Source organism: Jiangella alba (genome assembly GCF_900106035.1).
GTDB lineage: Bacteria > Actinomycetota > Actinomycetes > Jiangellales > Jiangellaceae > Jiangella > Jiangella alba.
In genome coordinates this window covers 2718730-2738433 of the sequence record NZ_FNUC01000004.1, presented here as the reverse complement: position 1 = coordinate 2738433, position 19704 = coordinate 2718730, and the positions used below count along the sequence as shown (strand labels likewise).

At 74.0% G+C, this 19704-nt stretch carries 15 protein-coding genes; 7 read left to right on the top strand and 8 right to left on the bottom strand.

Going from position 1 to position 19704, the window contains the following annotated elements; all coding sequences use genetic code 11:
• Positions 1 to 3 precede the first annotated feature (3 nt).
• Positions 4 to 297, top strand: a complete 294-nt coding sequence (locus BLV02_RS30615) for a UBP-type zinc finger domain-containing protein (protein WP_069112343.1) — start codon at positions 4 to 6, stop codon at positions 295 to 297.
• Here BLV02_RS30615 and BLV02_RS30610 read toward each other — a convergent pair.
• Complete coding sequence (locus BLV02_RS30610; protein WP_069112270.1) at positions 286 to 1959, bottom strand: MFS transporter; 1674 nt, start codon at positions 1957 to 1959, stop codon at positions 286 to 288. The genes BLV02_RS30615 and BLV02_RS30610 overlap by 12 nt on opposite strands.
• Entirely contained in the window at positions 1956 to 2402 is a 447-nt protein-coding gene (locus BLV02_RS30605; RefSeq protein ID WP_069112271.1) for a MarR family winged helix-turn-helix transcriptional regulator, read from the bottom strand. The genes BLV02_RS30610 and BLV02_RS30605 overlap by 4 nt, the downstream gene beginning before the upstream one ends.
• Positions 2403 to 2604: 202 nt before the next feature.
• On the opposite strand from BLV02_RS30605, the gene BLV02_RS30600 reads away from it, so the two are divergent.
• Together BLV02_RS30600 and BLV02_RS30595 are read left to right on the top strand one after the other, a co-directional pair.
• The gene (locus BLV02_RS30600) at positions 2605 to 4884 is read left to right on the top strand and encodes a S1 family peptidase (protein ID WP_074946821.1); all 2280 of its coding nucleotides are present in this window, start codon (positions 2605 to 2607) and stop codon (positions 4882 to 4884) included.
• Positions 4885 to 5689: 805 nt separating this feature from the next.
• A complete protein-coding gene (locus BLV02_RS30595; RefSeq protein WP_141711643.1) occupies positions 5690 to 7993 on the top strand; it encodes an Ig-like domain-containing protein in 2304 nt (767 codons plus the stop codon).
• Positions 7994 to 8120: 127 nt separating this feature from the next.
• Here the strand turns inward: BLV02_RS30595 and BLV02_RS30590 are convergent, their stop codons facing one another.
• Complete coding sequence (locus BLV02_RS30590; protein WP_069112274.1) at positions 8121 to 9392, bottom strand: ATP-binding protein; 1272 nt, start codon at positions 9390 to 9392, stop codon at positions 8121 to 8123.
• A 123-nt stretch (positions 9393 to 9515) separates the two neighbouring features.
• Here BLV02_RS30590 and BLV02_RS30585 point away from each other — a divergent pair, with 123 nt between their 5' ends.
• Genes BLV02_RS30585 through BLV02_RS30575 form a run of 3 tightly spaced genes read left to right on the top strand, consistent with a single transcriptional unit; the run spans position 9516 to position 12803 of the window.
• Positions 9516 to 10787, top strand: a complete 1272-nt coding sequence (locus BLV02_RS30585) for an MFS transporter (RefSeq protein WP_069112275.1) — start codon at positions 9516 to 9518, stop codon at positions 10785 to 10787.
• 10 nt (positions 10788 to 10797) lie between these two features.
• Entirely contained in the window at positions 10798 to 11733 is a 936-nt protein-coding gene (locus BLV02_RS30580; protein ID WP_171906776.1) for an aldose 1-epimerase, read from the top strand.
• Positions 11734 to 11747: 14 nt separating this feature from the next.
• Entirely contained in the window at positions 11748 to 12803 is a 1056-nt protein-coding gene (locus tag BLV02_RS30575; RefSeq protein ID WP_069112277.1) for a trans-sulfuration enzyme family protein, read from the top strand.
• 129 nt (positions 12804 to 12932) lie between these two features.
• On the opposite strand, the gene cydC is transcribed toward BLV02_RS30575, so the two are convergent.
• The 4 genes from cydC to BLV02_RS30555 are packed head-to-tail and all read right to left on the bottom strand — an operon-like array spanning position 12933 to position 18580.
• Positions 12933 to 14669 (bottom strand): thiol reductant ABC exporter subunit CydC, encoded by a 1737-nt coding sequence (gene cydC, locus BLV02_RS30570; protein ID WP_069112278.1) that lies wholly within the window; start codon positions 14667 to 14669, stop codon positions 12933 to 12935.
• A complete protein-coding gene (cydD, locus tag BLV02_RS30565) occupies positions 14666 to 16354 on the bottom strand; it encodes a thiol reductant ABC exporter subunit CydD (protein ID WP_069112344.1) in 1689 nt (562 codons plus the stop codon). The genes cydC and cydD overlap by 4 nt, the downstream gene beginning before the upstream one ends.
• Positions 16351 to 17304 carry a cytochrome d ubiquinol oxidase subunit II gene (locus BLV02_RS30560; protein WP_069112279.1) on the bottom strand — a complete coding sequence of 318 codons (954 nt, stop codon included), beginning with the start codon at positions 17302 to 17304 and terminating at the stop codon, positions 16351 to 16353. The genes cydD and BLV02_RS30560 overlap by 4 nt, the downstream gene beginning before the upstream one ends.
• A gap of 1 nt (position 17305) precedes the next feature.
• Positions 17306 to 18580, bottom strand: coding sequence for a cytochrome ubiquinol oxidase subunit I (locus tag BLV02_RS30555; protein ID WP_069112280.1), 1275 nt, complete (start codon positions 18578 to 18580; stop codon positions 17306 to 17308).
• A gap of 70 nt (positions 18581 to 18650) precedes the next feature.
• Here BLV02_RS30555 and BLV02_RS30550 point away from each other — a divergent pair, with 70 nt between their 5' ends.
• Positions 18651 to 18971 (top strand): PadR family transcriptional regulator, encoded by a 321-nt coding sequence (locus BLV02_RS30550; RefSeq protein ID WP_069112281.1) that lies wholly within the window; start codon positions 18651 to 18653, stop codon positions 18969 to 18971.
• Here the strand turns inward: BLV02_RS30550 and BLV02_RS30545 are convergent.
• Positions 18903 to 19610, bottom strand: a complete 708-nt coding sequence (locus BLV02_RS30545) for a permease prefix domain 1-containing protein (RefSeq protein ID WP_069112282.1) — start codon at positions 19608 to 19610, stop codon at positions 18903 to 18905. The two genes, BLV02_RS30550 and BLV02_RS30545, sit on opposite strands and share 69 nt — an antisense overlap.
• Between the last annotated feature and the right edge of the window lie 94 nt (positions 19611 to 19704).

Below are 19704 nucleotides of genomic sequence, written 5' to 3'. Positions count from 1 at the left end.
GCCATGAGGACCTGCACCCACCTGGACACCGTCGCCGAGGTGACGCCGTCGGGCACCGGCTGCGAAGAGTGCCTGCGCGTCGGCGGCCGCTGGGTGCACCTGCGCATGTGCATGGCCTGTGGGCACGTGGGCTGCTGCAACAGCTCGCCGGGCAAGCACGCCACGGCGCACGCGAACGAACACCCCGACCACCCGATCATCCGGTCGTTCGAGCCGGGCGAGGACTGGTGGTACTGCTACGCCGACGAGCTCACCTTCGAGATCGAGGGCCAGGAGCCGGCGCCGTCACACCCGTGAGTCGTCGTTGACGATCACGATGGTGCAGCGGGCGTGCCGCCACAGCTCCTGACTGGCGCTGGCCTCCATCAGCGCGGCCAGCCCGCCGTGGCTGGGCGTGCCGATGACGATGGCCCGCGCGCCCACTTGGCCGGCGTGCTCGGCGATCAGCCGTCCGACCGAACCGTGGCCGTCGACGCCGCGCAGCACGTGCCCGACCGCCGGGACGCCGAGCGCGGCGACCTCGTCCAGCCGCTGCCGGACGGCGGCCCGCGCGGCCGCGTCGTCCTCGGTCTCGGCGACGCTGTCGCCGGCCACCACCGACTCCTGCGCGTGCAGCACGTCGACGGTGCGCCCGTTCAGGGTGGCCAGCCGGGCGGCCACGCGGGCGACCTCGGCGCCGTCCGTCCCGGCCACGGCCGCGACGATGACGCCGCCGGGCTCGGGCACCTCGGGGCCGACGGTCTCCAGCCGCGGCGCCGCCGCCGGAGCCGTCTCGCCGGCCTGGACCCGCTCCGCGGCCGCGAGCGCGTCGCGCGCCGTCGTCAGGATCGCGATGCCCAGCACCAGCACACCGGCGGCCAGGTAGAACGGCACGTGCACGTTCGTCGCCTCGACCAGCTTGCCCGCGGCGAACGGCGCCAGCCCGCCGCCGATGAACCGGACGAAGCCGTACGCCGCCGACGCCACCGGCCGCTCCACCGGTGACACCGTCATCACCGCCTGCGTCGTCACCGTGTTGTTGATGCCGATGAACACGCCGGCCACGACGACCGCCGTCACCAGCACCGGCACGTGGTCCGTCCAGATCGCGATGACCAGCACGACGACGGCGAAGCAGGCGAGGTTCGTGTACAGGGTGCGGGCGATGCCGAGCCGCCGCTGCAGCCACGGCGCGCCGGCCACCGAGAAGATCGCCACCAGCAGGCCCCAGCCGGTGAACACCAGGCCCAGTTCGATGGCGCCCAGCCCCATCGGGAACGGCGCGTAGCCCAGCACGGTGAAGAACGCCCAGTTGTAACAGAGCGCCGTCAGCGACATCACCAGCAGACCTCGGTGCCGCAGCGCCCGCAGCGGTTCGAGCAGGCCGGTCCTCCGGGCCGGCAGCGGCTGCGGCTCGACGAGGACGGCGGTGGCGATCAGCGCGATGCTCATCAGCGCGGCGACGCCGAAGAACGGGCCGCGCCAGCTGATCTCGCCGAGCACGCCGCCCAGCAGCGGGCCGACGGCGATGCCCAGGCCGAGCGCCGACTCGTACAGCACGATCGCGCCGACGAACCCGCCGCTGGCCGACGCGACGATGACCGCCAGCGACGTCGCGATGAACAGCGCGTTGCCGACGCCCCAGCCGGCCCGGAACCCGACGATGCCGCCGATGCTGTCCGACGCCCCGGCCAGCGCCGCGAACACCACGATGAGCGCGAGCCCGGCGATCAGCGTCCGCTTCGCGCCGATGCGGCTGGACACCCAGTTCGTCACCAGCATCGCCACCGCCGTGACCACGAGGTAGCTGGTGAACAGCAGCGTCACCTGGCTCGGCGTGGCGTCCAGGTCGCTGGAGATGGCCGGCAGGATCGGGTCGACCAGGCCGATGCCCATGAACGACACGACGCAGGCGAACGCGACGGCGTAGACGGCCTTGGGCTGGCGGAACGGGCTGGTCGTGGGCGCGGTGCCGGTCATGCGGTGGCTCCGGTGCGGTCGGGGACGGGGGTGGGGACGCGCGCCGTCAGGGCGTCGATGGCGGGGACGGCGGCCTCGAGGGCGGCGCGGGTGGCCGGGTCGAGGGTGGCCAGCAGAGCGGCCAGCCGGTCGGCGCGGGCCTCGCGGCGGGCCGCGAGCGCCGCACGTCCGACATCGGTGAGGCCGACCCGGACGACCCGGCCGTCGGCGGGGTCGGCGCTGCGTGCGACCAGCCCGGCGTCGTGCAGGCGGGCGACCAGCTGGGTCATCGCCGGCTGGGTGACGCCCTCCTGGACGGCCAGCTCGGTGAGCCGTCGCGGGCCGGTGCGCTCCAGCGTCGCGAGGGTGGCGGCGGCCGTCAGCGACAGGTCGCCCGCGGTGGTGAGCAGGCGGAACAGCCGGACCAGCCGCTCCAGGGCGGACGCGAGCTCGATGGAATCCATAACGGACTTATATTAGCGCGTGATGTAACTGCCGGACGATGGCGGATCGACCGTACGGGTGATTCTTGACACATCAACGGTAGGGCCGGCCGCGCCATTGGGTAGCCTCGGTCGGCGGAGCGGCCGGTCCGGGCCGCTGATCAGCGATTCGACCGGTACATCCGGTTCGGGGGACTTCGGTCAGAGGGGAAGCGGGACGCCGGTGGACGCAACGTCGCTCGGCCGCCGGTTGCTCGGCGTCGCCGCCGCCTTCGTCGTCGCCGGCGGTGTGCTGGCCACGGCCGGTCCAGCCGCGGCCCTCGAGGTCGACACCACGCGGGCCGCGCCCGAGGTCCGCATGCGCGTCTACGACGCCGCCGACTTCGCCGACCAGGCCGCCGGGCTGCCGGCCGGGCTGACCGAGGCGATCCGGCGCGACCTCGGCCAGTCGCCCGAGGAGTACCTGGCGACGGCGGCGGCCGCACGGCAGGCCGGCCGCGTCGTCGACTCGCTCGGCGACACCGTCCGCTCGGCCTGGCTCGACGGCCAGACGCTGCACGTCGCCGTCACCGGCCGCGGCGCCACGATCGCCGCCCGCAACGCCGGCGCGGAGGTGCAGGTCGGCGATGTCCTGGCCGACGCGCTCGCCGCGGCCCACGCCCAGAACAAGCTCGCCTACATCGACCGCGCGGCCGAACGCGTCGTCGCCGTCGGCGCGGGCGTCCGCGGCGAGCCGGTCCGCCAGGTGCGGCTGACCGCGCAGTCGGACGAGCACGTCGGCGGCACCGGCGTCGCCGTCCGCGCCCCGCTGGCCGACTACCACTGCTCCGCCGCGTTCACCGGCACCGGCGCCGATGGCTCGTCACGACTGCTGACCGCCGGCCACTGCGGCGCCGGCAGCGACGGCCCGTTCACGTCCGGCGTCGACGCGGTGACACCGGAAGCGCCGCTGTCCACCGTCGAACCGCGCGAGTGGCACGACCTGATCGGCGACCCGCTCGGCGAGTACGTCCAGGACAGCGTCGCCTTCGGCGACGGCCAGGACGCCGCCCTCATCGCCGTCGACGGCGACGTCCGGCCCGAGGTGGCCGGCTGGGGGCCGGACGACGACTCCGGCCTCGCCGTCCACGACTCCGTCGGGGCCTTGGCCGGCGCGCCCGTGTGCGCGGCCGGCGGCACGTCCGGCTGGAACTGCGGGCGCATCCTCGACGCGCGCACCACCGTGCCGGTGAGCGGCCAGGACGTCACCGGCTTCCTGTTCGACGCGTGCGTGCTGCCCGGCGACAGCGGCGGCGCGGTCACCGTCGGGACGTACGCGCTCGGTCTGAGCTCCGGCTCCACCTGGACCGGGCCGACCTGCGCCGACGGCGACCCCGCCGCGGGCGGCGACGACCTCAGCGTCGGCTACGCCCTCACCGACGTCGAGGCGCTCTACGGCGCCGACTGGGACCTCGCCGTCCGGGTCGGCGCGCCCCAGGTCGCCGCGCCCGCCGACGACGCCCCCGCCGGGCCGACGCCCACGTTCACTGGCACCGCCGACGCCGCCGCGGGCGCCGTCGTCACCGTCGAGATCGAGGACGGTCCGGAGCTGGAGGCCGAGGTCGGCGTGACCGGCCGGTGGACCGCGCCGGTGGGCGCCGCGCTGGAGCCGGGCACGTACTCGTTCACCGCGCGCACCACGCTGCGGCCCGCGACCGGCGACGACCCCGTCACGTCCGCGGAGACGACCGGCGAGTTCGAGGTCGCGGAGCGGGCCGGGCTCGGGGTGAGCTGGCCCGCACCCGGCCACGTCAGCCCGGACGGGCGGCTCGCCTTCGAGGGCACCGGCCAGCCCGGCGCCGTCGTGGCGCTCACCGTCGGCGGCGAGGAGTTGGCGCGCACCACCGTCGGCGCCGACGGCGCGTGGTCGCTGCGGGCCGACTCCGCCCGCCCGGCCGGCCGGTTCGACGCCGTGCTGACTCAGGAGGAGACGGACGACGCGGCCGCGGTGCAGCCGGGCGCCGGGACCGCCTCCGCCGCCGCCTCGGTCACCGTCGCTGGTGTCGGCGTCGCGCCGGGCGCTCCGGTGGTGAGGACGCCGCGCGGCCGGGTGTCCGTCACCGACGCCGGCACGCTCAGCGGCGCTGCGGCGCCTGGCGCCGCCGTCTCCGTGCGCGTGGCCGAGGCCGCTGCCGACGTGGCCGACGCGCCGGAGCTGACCACCGAGGCCGGCGACGACGGCGCGTGGACGGTCCAGCTCGACGCTCCGCTGCCCGCCGGGCGCCACGTCGTCGTCGCCACCCAGTCCGTCGACGACCTCACCTCCGAGCCGTCCGCCCCCGTCACCGTCGACGTGACGGCGACCACCCGGTCGGCGGGCGGCCTCGACGGTGCCACCTCCCCCACCCCCGCGGACGACGACGGCCTGCCCGGAGGCGTGCTCGCCGCCGCGGCTGGCATCGTCCTCGCCGGCGCTGTCGTCGCCGGCGCCCTCGCCTGGCGGCGTCGCCGAACGGCCGGCTGAACGCCCGCCGCTTGTGCGGCGCTTCCCGACCCGGATACACCCCGATCGCCGGGGTCCACGTCGCCGTGGGCACGCCCCGCCCCGGACCGGGTGGGTCCAACCTACGCGGGGGCACCGACACACTCGCGGCGCCGCTGACCGAGGCACCATGCTGGCCGGTCGGGCGGCTCGCCGCCACCGAGCGCGCGCATGCCCGCGTCCAGCGCCGCCCGCACGGGCCGGCGTGAGTTCCGCGCCGCCGTGGGCACGCCCCGCCCCGGACCGGGTGGGTCCAACCTACGCGCAGGCACCGACACACTCGCGGCACCGCTGACCGAGGCCGCCGCTCACCGAGGCCCCCGCTGCCGCGCGACGCCCTCCGAGCCGCCGTCACATCAGCCCCACAAACCACATCGGCACCACCCGCCCCGGACCGTCGCCATACCCGCGCCATACCGACCCAGCACCCCACCCGGGCGAGCACTGACCGCCGAGACCGGAATGTCCGCGACCGCCGCGCACGCCACCCAGCCCCGGCCACCCGCCTGCACACCTGCGACACGCGAGCCGACCTGCGCATCTCTTGGTGACACCAGCTGTCAACGCAGCGGTTGTTCCGGATTTGCGCCATTCACCACTTGAGCATTCAAATTTCTCGTCACACAGAGTGATGTCGGACATTCGCCCTGATAGGTGCCGAGTACTTGAATATGCGTCGGAACGGTGCTGTAGGGTGACACAGGCTCCGGGGTGCCGTCGGCAGTTCCACCCCGCCGGCGGAGCACCGGTCCATTCCATGTCAATGACATTTCATTTTGGAGTAACTGTGAGCACAGCCCTGCTGCGCCGTCGTGGCGTCGCACGGGTCTCCGGTGTGCTGGGCGTCTGCGCTCTTGTGAGCACGGGCGTCGTCGTCTCCACCACGGCCGCTTCGGCCGAGGAAGAGACCGTCACCGGGACTCTGCAGACGTTCGCCGCGGAGGCGTTCGCCCCCCAGGCCGATGAGCTCCCGACCGGCCTCGTTGAGGCCATCCAGCGTGACCTCGGCATCTCCGCCGAGGAGTACCTCGCCAACGCGGCGGCCGCCAAGGTCGCCGCTGACGTCGTTGCGGAGCTCGAGGCCGCCGGCGTGAGCATCAACGCTTCTGCCATCAGCGGCCAGGACGTCACCATCTACGTCGAGGCCGAGGCCGACGTCGCCGCCGCCGAGGCGGTCGGCGCCACCGTCAAGATCGGTGCGCCGGAGAAGTCCGACGGGCTCGAGGAGCAGGAGCTCCACCCGCAGGACGACTTCAAGGGCGGCTACGGCTACGCCACCGTCGACGACCCCGAGGCGCCGAGCTCGCTGTACCGCTGCTCGGCCGGCCTCAACGGCACCTCGGGCGGCAACCCCGTCAACTTCACCGCGGGCCACTGCGGCTACGAGTTCGACGAGGGCCACCCGATGTTCCACCTGCCGCTCGACGAGCCGCTGTTCGACAGCGACTCGTGGGCCAGCGGCGAGTTCCTCGACCACCCGCTGGGTGAGAACGGCCCGATGCACTTCGGCGCCGGCGAGGACGGCAACGACGGTGGTCTGCTGAACATCACCGAGCCGAACTGGACCCCGGTCCCGCAGGTCGCGACCTGGGGCGGCGGCACGGGCGCTCCCGACGACGGTGCGTCCGTGAACGTCTACGACTCCACGGATGCCATCGTGGGCCAGCCGGCCTGCAAGTCCGGCGCCACGTCGGGCTGGACCTGCGGCGAGGTGCTGTTCGCCGAGGACACCGTCCAGCTGAGCACCGAAGAGACCGTCACGGCGTTCATCTTCACCGCCTGCATGCTGTCGGGTGACAGCGGTGGCGCGATCGTCTCGGGCAACTACGCCCTGGGCGTCGACTCCTTCTCCACCGCGCAGACCACGGCCACGTGCGACTCCAGCAACTGGAACCCGGCCACCGAGTACCAGGAGGGCGGGCTCTCCGACGGCGACATCGGCGGCGGCTTCGCCGTCACCAGCGGCTCGGCCAACGCCGAGACCCTGTTCGGCGACGACTACAGCCTGTCGATCCACGTCGGCACGCCGGCCGTCACCTCGCCGGAGGACGGCGCCACCACGGGCCAGACCCCGACCATCTCGGGCACGGTCGACGCCGCTGAGGGCGCCACGGTCTCCGTGGCGATCGAGGGCGGCCCGACCGTCGAGGGCACTGTCGGCGCCGACGGCGCCTGGAGCGCCAAGGTCGACGAGACCCTGGAGCCCGGCTCGTACAACTACACCGCCACCGCTTCGCACACCGCGAACGGCGCGTCGGACGTCACCACCGGTGGCGAGGCGACGGGCAGCTTCGAGGTCGTCGAGAAGCAGGTCGAGGACCTCGCGGTCGACTCCCCGTCCGAGGGCCAGACCACCGGCAACGCCCGTCCGGAGTTCTCCGGCACCGGCCAGCCCGGCGCCACCGTCGCCCTGACGGTCGGCGACGCCGAGTTCGGTTCGGTCGAGGTCGGCGAGGACGGCTCCTGGGCGCTCGCCCCGGAGAGCGACCTGCCGGTCGGCGTGCGGTTCGACGCCGTCGTCACGCAGACCTTCGAGGACGACACCCAGAAGGTCACGGTCGCCGACCTCGGCATCGAGGCCGCTGCCGTCACCGTCACGGCTCCGGAGGACGGCTCGACCGTCGCCGGTGACGTGAACTTCGAGGGCACCTCGTTCGCCGGTGCCGACATCGGCCTGCTGCTCGAGCAGGCTGCCGCCGACGCCGCTGGCGACGACGCGCAGCCGCGCCTGGGCCTGCGCGCCGAGGGCCAGGACGACGTCGAGGAGTGGGCCGGCGAGTTCGAGATCGACGACGCCGGCAACTGGACGTTCGACCCGGCCGAGGACCTGCCGGAGGGTGACTACACCATCACCGCTCAGGCGAGCCTCGAGGGCGGCGACCCCGAGCTGTCGACGTCCGAGGCCGTGGCCTCCTTCACCGTGTTCAACGGTGGCGGCGGTGACGACAGCGGCAACGGCGACGACGGTGACGAGGACCTCCCCGACACCGGTTCGTCCGGCACCACCTGGATGGTCGTCGGCGGCATCGCGCTGCTGCTGGCCGGCGGCGCTGCGGTGGCCGTCCGGGCCCGCCGCAACACCACCGCCTGATCATCAGGTAGCTAGTACCAGCTGAACCCGAGTGGCCCCGGCCCCGCCTCGTGCGGGGTTCGGGGCCACTCGGCGTTACAGAATCGTGACGCAGCCCCCTGCGGTCACGCTGGGTGACGCCGAGCGGTCAAGGCCCCAGCAATGACGCCGGCACCACCGCGATGCCATCGGGCCGCCGGTAGGCGTGACCGCCCGTCGTGACGACTGCTGCGTCGGCGACGGTGGCCCCCAACGCCGACCGGAGCCAGTGCAGGTGGACGACATCTCGGTCGTCGACCGTGCGCGCGACCTTGGCCTCCAGCACCAGGATCCGGCCGTCCGGCCCGACGATGACGAAGTCGACCTCGTGGTCGCCATTACGGGTCCGCAGATGGTGTACGCGCGCCTCGGCGGCCTGGGCATACACCCGCAGGCTGAGCGCCACCAGCGATTCGAACAGCGGCCCGATCATCGCCCGACGCAGGCCGGCCGAGCCGACGGGCTTCGCGGACAGCAGGGCCGATTCGTCGAGGTCGAGCAGCCGTGCCGCCAGCGCCGGATCGGCGAGATGATGCTTCGGCGCCTGCGCCAGCCGGGTCGCTGGGTTGTCGACCGGCAACCAGGCCGGCAGCGGATCCAGCAGCCACAGCTGCTCGAGCACGTCTCGGTACACGATCGTGGTGGTCTTGGCAGGCTTGTCCGACTCGCCGGCGGTAGCGGCGTCGAGCACGGAGTTGTAGGAGGCACTGCTGGCGGTGGCCGCCGCGTAGGCTGCGAGCCAGGCGCGAAGCGTCGCCGGACGGCGCACGCGATGCCCCTGCTCGGCGAAGTCACGCTCGACGACGCGCGCCAGGTAGCCGTCGAGTTGCGCCCTCCGCAGCCGCGGCGGCAACTGCCTGATTCCGGGGAACCCTGACCTGAGAATCTCCTCGACGTAGGCCGGCAGATCGAGCGTCGCATCGCCCGCGATCACGCCGGATGTGCCCGCCAGCAATGCAGCCAGACTCACCGTCGGACGGTCCGGCCCACGTTCTGCGAGGCTCATCGGCCGCATCCTGACCTGCACGATGCGGCCGGCGCCGGAGTGCACCGGAGCCTCTGCCGGCGCCGCACTCCCGGTGAGCAGGAAGCGGCCCGGCCGCCCATCGTGGTCGACCGATCGGCGGACGAGGTCCCAGACCGGTGGATATCGCTGCCATTCGTCAACCAGCAGCGTGCCGCCAGCCCGATCGATGCGAGTCGGATCGGCGGCGACCAACCGGCGCAACTCCGGATCGTCCAGGGCCACTACGTCGACGGCTCGTCGCTGCGCGGTCGCCGTCTTACCCACGGCCTTCGGGCCTTCGACGGCGACGGCCGGCAGCCCTTGAAGGAACTCGTCCAGCTGGGCATCGACGATGCGTGGCAGGTACTGAGTCACCTTGACAAGCTACCGTCAGCAGGAGTTCTACGCTACCGTTCGCAGACGCACCGTCCTACCGTTCGCAGGGCTGCTTGGCAGCCTGGTGCGACGACCACACCGACGCGCTGGAAGGATGTCCAGGTGCGCCGGCTGCTGTTGGACCTTACGCCGCTCAAGGTCAGCGTTCCGTATCGCCGGCTCTGGATCGGCATCTCGCTGTCCGGTATCGGCACCCACCTGACCACCGTCGCCGTCGGGTTGCAGGTGTATGACCTGACCGGGTCGACGTTCCGGGTGGGGCTGGTCGGGCTGTTCGCGCTGGCGCCGCTGGTGGCGCTCGGCCTGTACGGCGGGGCCATCGTCGACGCGTATGACCGGCGGCGGGTGGTGGTCGTGAGCTCGTCCGGCCTGCTGGCGGTGGCGACCGGGTTCGCGGTGCAGGCGTGGCTGGACCTCGGCAACGTGTGGCTGCTGTACGCGCTCGTGGCGGTGCAGAACGGGTTCTTCGCGGTGAACTCGCCCGCGCGGACGGCGATCATCCCGCGGCTGCTGCCCGGCCCGCTGCTGCCGGCGGCGAACGCGCTGGGCAGCATGTCGATGAGCTTCGGCCTGACCATCGGCCCGCTGCTGGCGGGCGTGCTGATCGACTCGGTCGGCTACGGCTGGACGTACAGCATCGAGGCGGTGCTGCTGACGTTCGCCCTGACGACGCTGCTGGCGCTGCCGCCGATGCCACCGCAGGGGACGGTGCGCCGGGCCGGGCTGCGGTCGGTGCTGGAGGGGCTGTCGTACCTGCGAACCCGGCCGAACGTGCGCATGACCTTCCTGGTGGACCTGTGCGCGATGGTGCTGGCGATGCCGCGGGTGCTGTTCCCGGCGGTCGCGGCGGCGGTGCTGGGCGGCGGGCCGACGACGGTGGGCATCCTGGTGGCCGGCATGGCGGTCGGCGCGTTCCTGGCGGGGCTGTTCTCCGGACCGCTGGGGCACGTGCGCCGGCAGGGCCTCGCCGTGGTGGTGGCGATCATCGCGTGGGCGCTGGCGGTCATCGCGTTCGGCCTGGTGCTGCTCGTCGTCAGCGGGCCGGAGGACGGCGTCGTGCACTGGGCGCTGTGGCCGGCGGCGTTCTGCATGGTGCTGGCCGGCGCCGCCGACACCGTCAGCGCCGTGTTCCGGATGACGATCCTGCAGGCGGCCACCCCGGACGAGCTGCGCGGGCGGCTGCAGGGCGTGTTCATCGTGGTGGTGGCGGGCGGGCCGCGCCTGGGCGACCTCGTGCTCGGCTCGCTGGCCGAGCTCAGCAGCGAGGCGTGGGCGGCGGTGCTGGGCGGGCTCGCCTGCATCGTGATCGTCAGCGCACTGGCGGTGACGCAACGCCGGTTCCTCCGCTACGACGCCCGGCACCCGGAGCCCTAGGGTGAACGGCGTGAGCGAACCGAGCGTGTCCACGTACCGCGGCTGGGAGATCGTCCACCTCACCTCGAACGAGCTCGGCGTCGATGTCGTGCCGGGCAAGGGCGGCGACGTGACGTCGGTGCGCTGGCGCCCGCTCGACGTCGACGTCATGTGGCGGACGCGGTGGGGGCTGCGGCCGCGCGGCGAGCACGTCACCGCCGGCAGCAGCGAGGCGCTGCTCATGCAGGCCTACCCGGGCGGCTGGCAGACGGTGTTCCCGAACGCGGGCGCGCCGAGCCAGGAGCACGGCGTCGAGTGGGGCATGCACGGCGAGGCCTGGCTGGCCTCCTACGACTGGACGGCGACCGGCCCGGCCGCCGTCGAGCTGCGCACCGACCTCGTCCGCAGCCCGTTCTCCATCGTCAAGCGCATCGAGGTCGACGGCCCCGCGGTCACGGTGACGGAGACGGTGCGCAACGACGGCGCCGAGCCGGTCGAGGTGATGTGGAGCCACCACCCGGCGTTCGGCGCGCCGCTGGTCGGTCCGTCGACGCGCGTCGAGACGGCCGCGCAAACGGTCTGGCTGGACCCCACCACGCCCGCCCCGTGGCCCGGTGACGGGTTCGACCGCGTCCCGGCGCCGGGGTCCGAGGTCAGCCGGCTGGCGTTCCTGGACGGCTTCACGCAGGGCCGGGCCGGCATCGTCAACGACGAGCTGGGGCTGCGCGCCGACCTCACCTGGGACACCGCGCTGATGCCGCACGCGTGGTATTGGCTGGAAGCGGGTGGGCGGGCCGGCTTCCCGTGGTACTCGGGCGCGTACGTGCTGGCGCTGGAGCCCGCGACCAGCTGGCCCGACACCGGGGTGTCGGGCGTGCGGTCGACGACGGGCACGCAGGTCGCCGTCGCGCCGGGCGAGGAGCGCACCGCGACCGTGACGCTGACGCTCGGGCCCACGGCGGGGTGACCGATACTGACGGCATGTCGCACTCCCCCGCCACGCGCGTCGTCACCACCGGCCGTCCCGCCCGCGCGGCCGACGCGGCGCTGAACGAGCCGGTCACGTTCGCCTCGACGTACCACGCCGGCGGCGACGTCGGCTACGGCCGCTACGGCAACCCGGCGTGGACGGCGCTGGAGTCGGCCCTCGGCGACCTCGAGGGCGGCCGTGCGCTGACGTACGCGTCCGGCCTGGCCGCCTCCGACGCCGTCATGTCGCTGCTGCCGGAGGGCGCCGTGGTCGTCGCGCCCGACTGCGCGTACCTCGGTGTGCTGGACCTCCTGCGCGAACGGGCCACGCAGGGACGGCTGACGCTGCGGCAGGTGGCGGTCACCGACGCCGACGGCATCGCCGCGGCGGCGAAGGGCGCGGCGATGGTGTGGCTGGAGTCGCCGACCAACCCGAACCTCGACGTCGCCGACATCGCCGCGGCGGCCACGGCGGCGCGCGCGGCCGGCGCGCTCACCGTCGTCGACAACACGTTCGCGACGCCGCTGCTGCAGCGGCCGCTGGAGCTGGGCGCCGACATCGTCGTGCACAGCGTCACCAAGCTGCTGGCCGGCCACTCCGACGTCGTGCTCGGCGCGGTCGTCACGGCCGACGACGCGCTGTACGACCGCCTCGACGCGCACCGCCGGCTGCACGGCGCGATCCCGGGCCCGATGGAGGCGTACCTCGCCGTGCGCGGGCTGCGGACGCTGTCGGTGCGGCTGGAGCGGGCCCAGGCCAACGCGACGGAACTGGCGTCGCGGCTGCGTGCGCACCCAGCGGTGAACGTGGTGCGCTACCCCGGCACCGGGTCGATGTGCTCGATCGAGGTGGCCGGCGGCGCGGCCGGCGCCGACGCCGTTGTCGCGGCGGTACGGCTGTGGGTGCACTCCACCAGCCTCGGCGGCGTCGAGTCGTCGCTGGAGCGCCGCCGGCGCTGGCCGACCGAGAGCCCGGCGGTCGACGAGTCGCTGATCCGGCTCTCCGTCGGCATCGAGGACGTCGACGACCTCTGGGCCGACCTGTCCGGAGCGCTCGACGCCATCTGACCGCCGCATCGCCGCAGGCCGGGGACTGTGGCCCGGCGCTTTTGCAATGAGCACCGATACGCACCGCCGCCGGGGTGGTGCGTATCGGTGCTCATTGCAAAGGGCACAGTGCCCGGACCCCGGCGGGGGCTACTCCGCCAGGGCGGGCCGCGACGCCCACCAGAGGTCCTGGTAGGCGCCGTCGGCGGCGACGAGCTCGGCGTGGGTGCCGCGCTGGACGACCCGCCCGGCGTCCATCACGACGATCTCGTCGACGGCGTCGAGCCCGGCCAGGCGGTGGGTGACGACGACCGTCGTGCGGCCGCGGGTGGAGGCGAGGAGGTCGGTCATGAGGTCGTCGGCGGTGCGCGGGTCGAGGCCCTCGGTCGGCTCGTCCAGCAGCACGACCGGCGGGTCGAACAGCAGCGCCCGGGCCAGCGCCAGCCGCTGCCGCTGGCCGCCGGAGACCTGACCGCCGGACTCGCCGACCATGGTGTCCAGCCCGCCCGGCAGCGACTCGACCCAGTCGCGCAGCCGGGCCGTCCCCAGTGCGGCCAGCAGGTCGTCGTCGGAGGCGTCGGGGCGGGCGAGGCGCAGGTTCTCGCGGATCGACGTGTGGAAGAGATGCGCGTCCTGGGTGACGCCGGTGACGACGGCGCGCACGTCGTCACCGTCGTAGTCCTGCACCGGACGGCCGTTCAGCCGCACCGTCCCCGCCGACGGCTCGATGAAGCGCATCAGGCAGGCCAGCAGCGTGCTCTTGCCGGACCCGCTGGCCCCGACGACGGCGACCCGCCGGCCCGGCGTCAGCGCGAGGTCCACGCCGTCGACCGCGTCGACGTCGGCGCCGGGGTAGCGGACGGAGACGCCGTGCAGTTCGATGGTCACCGGCCCGGACGGCGCCGGCAGCGCGGCCGCGCCGGGCTCGGCCACCGGCGCCGGGGTGTCCAGCACCGCCAGCACCCGGCGCAGCGACGACCGCGCCTCCAGCAGCCGCTGCACGGCCGGCACCAGCGGCAGCACCGGCTCGAACGAGATCAGCGCGACCAGCGCGACGACCGGCACCATGACACCGGCCAGCCCGCCGTCGTGGCGCGCGCCCAGCGCCAGCACCGTCACCGCGACCGTCGTGACGCCCTGCACCAGCATCGCCGCGGCCCCGGCGAGCGCCGTCGTCAGCGCGGTGCGCCGCTCCAGCCGGGCCAGCCGCTCACCGGCCCGCTCGGCATCGGCCAGCGCGGCGGCCGTCGCGCTGAACACGGCCAGATCAGCGGCGCCCTGTAGCAAGTCGGTGTGGTGCGCGCTCATCTCAGCCCGAGCGGGAGCGAGCCGCCGGGCGGTGTTGGTGGCGGCCGTCACGACCATGAGCAGCGGCACCACCAGCCCGGCCAGCGCCAGCCCGGCCGCCAGCGCGACGGCCGCGGACGGCAGCACGACGGCGGAGAAGCCGATGGCGACTCCGGCCACCACGACGGCCGTGCTGACCGGCACCAGCACCCGCACGACGAGGTCCTGCACGGCCTCGACGTCGGACACCATGCGGCTGAGCAGGTCGGAGCTGCGGTAGGCGGGCAGCCCGGACGGCGCCAGCGGCACCAGCGCGTCGTAGACCTTCCCGCGCAGCGTCGCCAACGCCCGGAGCGCGGCGTCGTGGCTGGCCAGCCGCTCGGCGTAGCGGAACACGCCGCGGGCGGTCGCGAATCCGCGCACGCCGACGATGGCCAGCGACAACGCGGCCAGCGGCGGCTGCTCGGCGGCCCGCGCCAGCAGCCAGGCGGCGGTGCCCATCAGCGCCAGCGCGGCCAGCTCGGTCACCACCGACGCGGACACCGCGACCAGCAACCTGCCCAGGTGCGCACGCAGCAGAGCCGCCAGACGCCGCGTCATCGGCCCACCTCCGCCGCCAGCGGCCCGGTGATGCGGCCGTGGTCGAGCGTCACGACGCGGCCGGCGTCGAGCACCATGGCCGGGCGGTGCGCGACCACCAGCACTGTCCGGCCGGCCATCAGCCGCGCGGTCGCCTCGACGACGACGGCCTCGCTCCCGGCGTCGAGCCCGGCGGTCGGCTCGTCCAGCAGCAGCAACGGGGCGTCGCGCAGGAACGCGCGGGCCAGGGCGACGCGCTGGCGCTGCCCGGCGGACAGCCCGGCGCCGCGCTCGCCCAGCGGGGTCTCGTAGCCGCGCGCCAGCCGGCGGACGAACTCGTCGGCGTGCGCCAGTGTGGCGGCCCGCACGACCTCGTCGTCGGTGGCGTCGGGGCGGCCGAGCCGGATGTTCTCGGCGACGGTGCGGGCGAACAGGTGCGGCCGCTGCGGCACCCAGGCCAGCTGCCGCCGCCAGTCGTCCGGGTCGGCGGCCGCGAGGTCCACGCCACCGGCCAGCACCCGCCCGGAGGTCGGGGGCACCAGCCCGAGCAGCACGTTCACCAGGGTGCTCTTGCCCGCGCCGCTGGGCCCGACCAGCGCGACCCGCTCACCCGGCGCGACGGCGAGCGTGACGGCGTCGAGCGCTGCCTCGTCGCGGCCGGGATAGCGCACCGTGACGCCCTCGAACCGGATGCCACCCGCGGCGTCCGGCTCGGCGGCACCGGCGACGGCCGCCCGCGGGGGGCGGCCGTCCTCGGCGTCGACCACCGCGAAGCAGCGCTCCGCGACCGCCAGCCCTTCGGTGCTCGCGTGGAACTGCGACCCGAGCGCCCGCAGCGGCAGATATGCCTCGGGCGCGAGCAGCAGCACCAGCAGCGCGGTTTCGAGGCCGAGCCCGCCGTTGAGCGTGCGCAGCCCGATGGGCACCGCGACCAGCGCCACCGACAGCGTCGCGACCAGCTCCAGCACCAGCGCGGACAGGAACGCGATGCGCAGCGTGCCCATGGTGGCCGAGCGGTGCTCGTCGGCGATGCGCCGCACCTGCGCGGCCTGCGCCTTGGCCCGGCCGAACGCCCGCAGCGTCGGCAGCCCGGCGACGACGTCGAGGAAGTGGCCGCCGAGCCGCTCCAGCGCCCGCCACTGCCGCTCGGTGGCCCGCTTCGTCGACATGCCGACGAGCGCGCCGAAGATCGGGATCAGCGGCAGCGTGACCAGGATGATCACCGCGGACGCGAGGTCGGCGACGGCGATGCGCACCAGCACCGCGACCGGGATGACCGCCGCCAGGAACAGTTGCGGGAAGTAGCCGGTGAACCACGGGTCCAGCGCGTCGAGACCGCGCCCGAGCGTCGTCGTCAGCCCGCCGGTGTGCTGGCCGGACAGCCAGCCCGGGCCCAGCTCCTGGGTGCGCCGCAGCACCTGACGCCGAAGCGTTGCCTTCACCGATGCCGCGGCCCGCTGGGCCAGCGCCTGCTGCGCCCATGACAGCCCGGCCCGGACGGCGAACACGCCGGCCAGCAGCGCCAGCGTCGCGGCGAGCGAGCCCGCGGACGGGCCGGACAGGACGCCGTCGGCGAGCAGCCGGGCCAGCAGTTCGGCCTGCACCAGGATGGCCACGGCCGCCGCCACCGCCAGCAGGGTGAAGGCGGCGGCGACGACGCGGTGGCCGGGCAGTCCGGCCAGCAGCCGGCGGGCGAGCCGATTCAGAAGAACACCGCCGATCCGACGCCGACGCGGTGCCGGAACGTCCACCACATCCACACCTGCACGGCGAGCAGGACGGGGACCAGCGGGGCGACGATGACGGCCAGGAGGTCGAGGGTGCCGGACGCGGCGAGGCCGTCGAGCAGCCGCGGCGCCGACGCGACACCCGCGGCGAGCACCGGCGCCGCCGCGGCGACCGCGGTGCAGACGTAGGCACGGCCGTCGCGCCCGCGCTGGTACAGCCGCAGCGCCAGCAGCACGGCCCCGGCGGCGACGACGCCGAGCGCGGCGGCGGGCAGCGGCCGGTCGGGGCCGGCGCCGAGCACGGGGGTGGCGACGGCGACGGCGGCCAGCAGCGCCAGCGCGGCCGCACCGGCCCGGCGCACCGTGACGGCGGTGCGCGTACGGTGCTCAGGCGGCAGCCGCAGCGCGGCGAACACCGCGCCGTGCAGCGTGAACACGGCGACCACGACGGCCCCCCACAACAGTGAATACGGCCCGACCAGTGTCTCAACCCCCGGCCGCCCGCGCGTCGGCACCCCCTGGACGACGTTGCCGAGCAGCAGCCCCCAGGCGAACGGCATGGTCGTGCTGGCGACGACGACCACCGTCTCCCAGCCGCGCTGCCAGGCCGGCGACGGACGACGGCTGCGGAACCAGATGCCGATGTCGCGCAGGATCCACGACGCCACCAGCCCGACCACCAGCGGGTAATAGGCCGACAGCAGGTCCTTCTCCAGCCCGGGGAACGCGCCGATCAGGATGCCGAACGTCGCGACCAGCCACACCTCGCCGCCGAGCAGGAACGGCCCGATCGCGGTCAGCAGCAGCCGCCGCCGCGGCCCGTCGCGCCCGATGCGGCGCAGCGACGAGCCCAGCCCGAGGACGGCGCCGTCGAGCACCGACCAGCCGGTGAGCAGCAGCCCGAGCAGGCCCAGCCACAGCACGTCCATCTCAGTCCCTCCCCGCGAGCACGAGCTCGGGTTCCTCGCGGCCGATGCCGTCGGAGCCCAGCACGAGGTCGTGCGGGCCGCGCCTGGCCAGCCGGGCGATCAGCCACCAGTCCAGCGCGGCCAGCGTCGCGAACAGCAGGCCGAACAGCACGAGGCTGGTCAGCACGGTGCCGGCCTCGTGGCCGGAGACCGCTTCGGCCGTGGTCAGCTCGCCGTAGACGACCCACGGCTGCCGGCCCACCTCGCGCAGCAGCCAGCCGCAGGCCACCACCACGAACGGCCAGGGCAGCGTCCACACGTAGAACCGGTGCCAGAAGCGGCGCAGCCAGGCCGGCCGGGTGCGGTCGAACGCGTTCTTGACGAGGAAGAACAGCAGCCCGAAGAAGATCGACATGTACAGCGTCCCGCTGATCTCCATCAGCGGCCAGGCGAACGAGATCCACGTCGGCGGCGTCCAGTCCCCCGGCCCGTGCAGGGCCTCCATCTCGGCCTGGAACTCGGCCCGCTCCGCCGCCGACCCGCCGAACGCCAGCTCCTTGCCGTCGGTCAGGTAGCCGAACTGCGCGTACCCGTTGCCGACGGCGAACACGGCGGCCGCCGCGCCCACGACGACCGCGACCCGCAGCGAGCGGCGGAAGAAGTCGACGTCGGGCGTGCCGCGCAGGAAGTGCCACGAGCAGATGCCGACCATGACGACGCTGCCGGTCAGCAGGCAGACCGGGACGATGTGCAGCAGCGCGCCGATGGCCTGCTGGTTGGTCAGCAGCGCGCCGAAGTCGTCGATGCGGGCGACGCCGTCCTCGACCACGTGGCCGACGGGGTTCTGCAGGAACCCGTTGGCGACCATGACCCAGAACGCCGACAGGTACGCCGTCAGCACGACCAGCCAGATCAGCGTCGTGTGCACCCAGCGGTTCAGCCGGTTCCAGCCGAAGATCCACATGCCGAGGAAGGTCGACTCCAGGAAGAACGCGACCAGCGTCTCGGTGGCCAGCGGCGCGCCGAACACGTCGCCGGCGAACGTCATGAGACCGCTCCAGTGCAGGCCGAACTGGAATTCCATGGCCAGCCCGACGACGATGCCCATGGCGTAGTTGACGATGTAGAGCTGGCCCCAGAACCGCGTCAGCCGCTCGTGCACCTCCTTCCCGGTGACGGCCCAGCGGGTCTGGAAGAACGCCACGACCGGCGCCAGGCCCAGGGTGAGCACCACGAACAGGAAGTGGAAGATCGCCGTCAGCGCGAACTGCAGCCGCGACAGGTCCAGCACGCTCATCCCGCCCCACTCCCCTCAGTTCGGCTGTCTACATGTAGTCACGCTACACGATGATGCGTAGACTACCGACATGAAGGCCGACGCCCTCCGCGGCAACCTCGACGCGCTGATCCTCGCCGTCGTCCGCGACCGGCCACTGCACGGCTACGGCGTCTCCGAGGCGCTGCACGAGCGCAGCGACGGCGCCGTCGACCTCCCCACGGGCACGCTCTACCCCGCGCTGCGCCGGCTGGAGCGGCTGGGCTACCTGCGCAGCTCCTGGGACACCGTCGGCGGCCGCAAGCGGCGCACGTACGAGATCACCCGCGGCGGCAAGGCCTACCTAGTCGCGCAGCAGCAGGCCTGGAGCGAGATGAGCAGCGTCATGAACGCCATCCTCGGACCGGGGTGACGTCAGCCGCAGGCAGCTCACCGCCAGCCAGCTGATCCACAGCGTCGATCCCAGCGAGAGCAGGGCCATCGCCACCAGCTCCGGCCCGTTCCACTCGACCATGCTGGCCGGCGCGTACGCGGTCAGCAGCGCGCAGCTGACGATGTGCAGCGCGATGTCGGCGAGCGTCCCCACGGCGATGAACCGCACCACCCGGCGAGTGGGCAGCAGCCTGGCCCCGCGGCCCAGCGCCAGCACCGCGAGGGCGGCCAGGCCGATGAACGTGAGGGTGGAAATGTCGACGGCACGCGAGACCACCCCGTACCACGGCGCCGGCTCGGGCCAGCCCTGCGCCGCGGCCGCCGTGGTCCACGTGTAGGTGGCCACCGCGAACTGCACGGCACCGAGGACGACGATCACCCCGGCCAGGTAGCGCGCGGTGACGGCCGCCAGCTCGGTGCGCACGCCGTCCGCGACGACCTCGACCGGCCCGAACTCCTCGACGGCCAGTCGCTGCGCCTCGGCGTCGGAGGCGCCGGCCTCCCGGTGCGCCTCGGCGGCGTCGAGCAGGCCGTCGCGCAGCTCGCGCAGCATGCCGCGCCGAGGCAGCAGCGGTCCGCGCACCTCGCGGCGCAGCTGGGCCACGTACTGGTCGATCACTCGGGCACCCCCAGGGTTCGCCGCCAGCGTAACCGCCGCCCGGGACCGGGCAGAAGGCCCGGACCGGCATCTCCGGGACCGGTCAGGGATGGCC

Bases quoted from the DNA above. Each gene is read 5' to 3' on its own strand.
- BLV02_RS30605 (WP_069112271.1), bottom strand. From the start codon at position 2,402: ATGGATTCCATCGAGCTCGCGTCCGCCCTGGAGCGGCTGGTCCGGCTG.
- BLV02_RS30555 (WP_069112280.1), bottom strand. From the start codon at position 18,580: ATGAGCGTGCTGGACCTGTCGCGGCTGCAGTTCGCGCTGACGGCGATC.
- BLV02_RS30610 (WP_069112270.1), bottom strand. From the start codon at position 1,959: ATGACCGGCACCGCGCCCACGACCAGCCCGTTCCGCCAGCCCAAGGCC.
- BLV02_RS30615 (WP_069112343.1), top strand. From the start codon at position 4: ATGAGGACCTGCACCCACCTGGACACCGTCGCCGAGGTGACGCCGTCG.
- BLV02_RS30575 (WP_069112277.1), top strand. From the start codon at position 11,748: ATGTCGCACTCCCCCGCCACGCGCGTCGTCACCACCGGCCGTCCCGCC.
- BLV02_RS30550 (WP_069112281.1), top strand. From the start codon at position 18,651: ATGAAGGCCGACGCCCTCCGCGGCAACCTCGACGCGCTGATCCTCGCC.
- cydC (WP_069112278.1), bottom strand. From the start codon at position 14,669: ATGACGCGGCGTCTGGCGGCTCTGCTGCGTGCGCACCTGGGCAGGTTG.
- BLV02_RS30560 (WP_069112279.1), bottom strand. From the start codon at position 17,304: ATGGACGTGCTGTGGCTGGGCCTGCTCGGGCTGCTGCTCACCGGCTGG.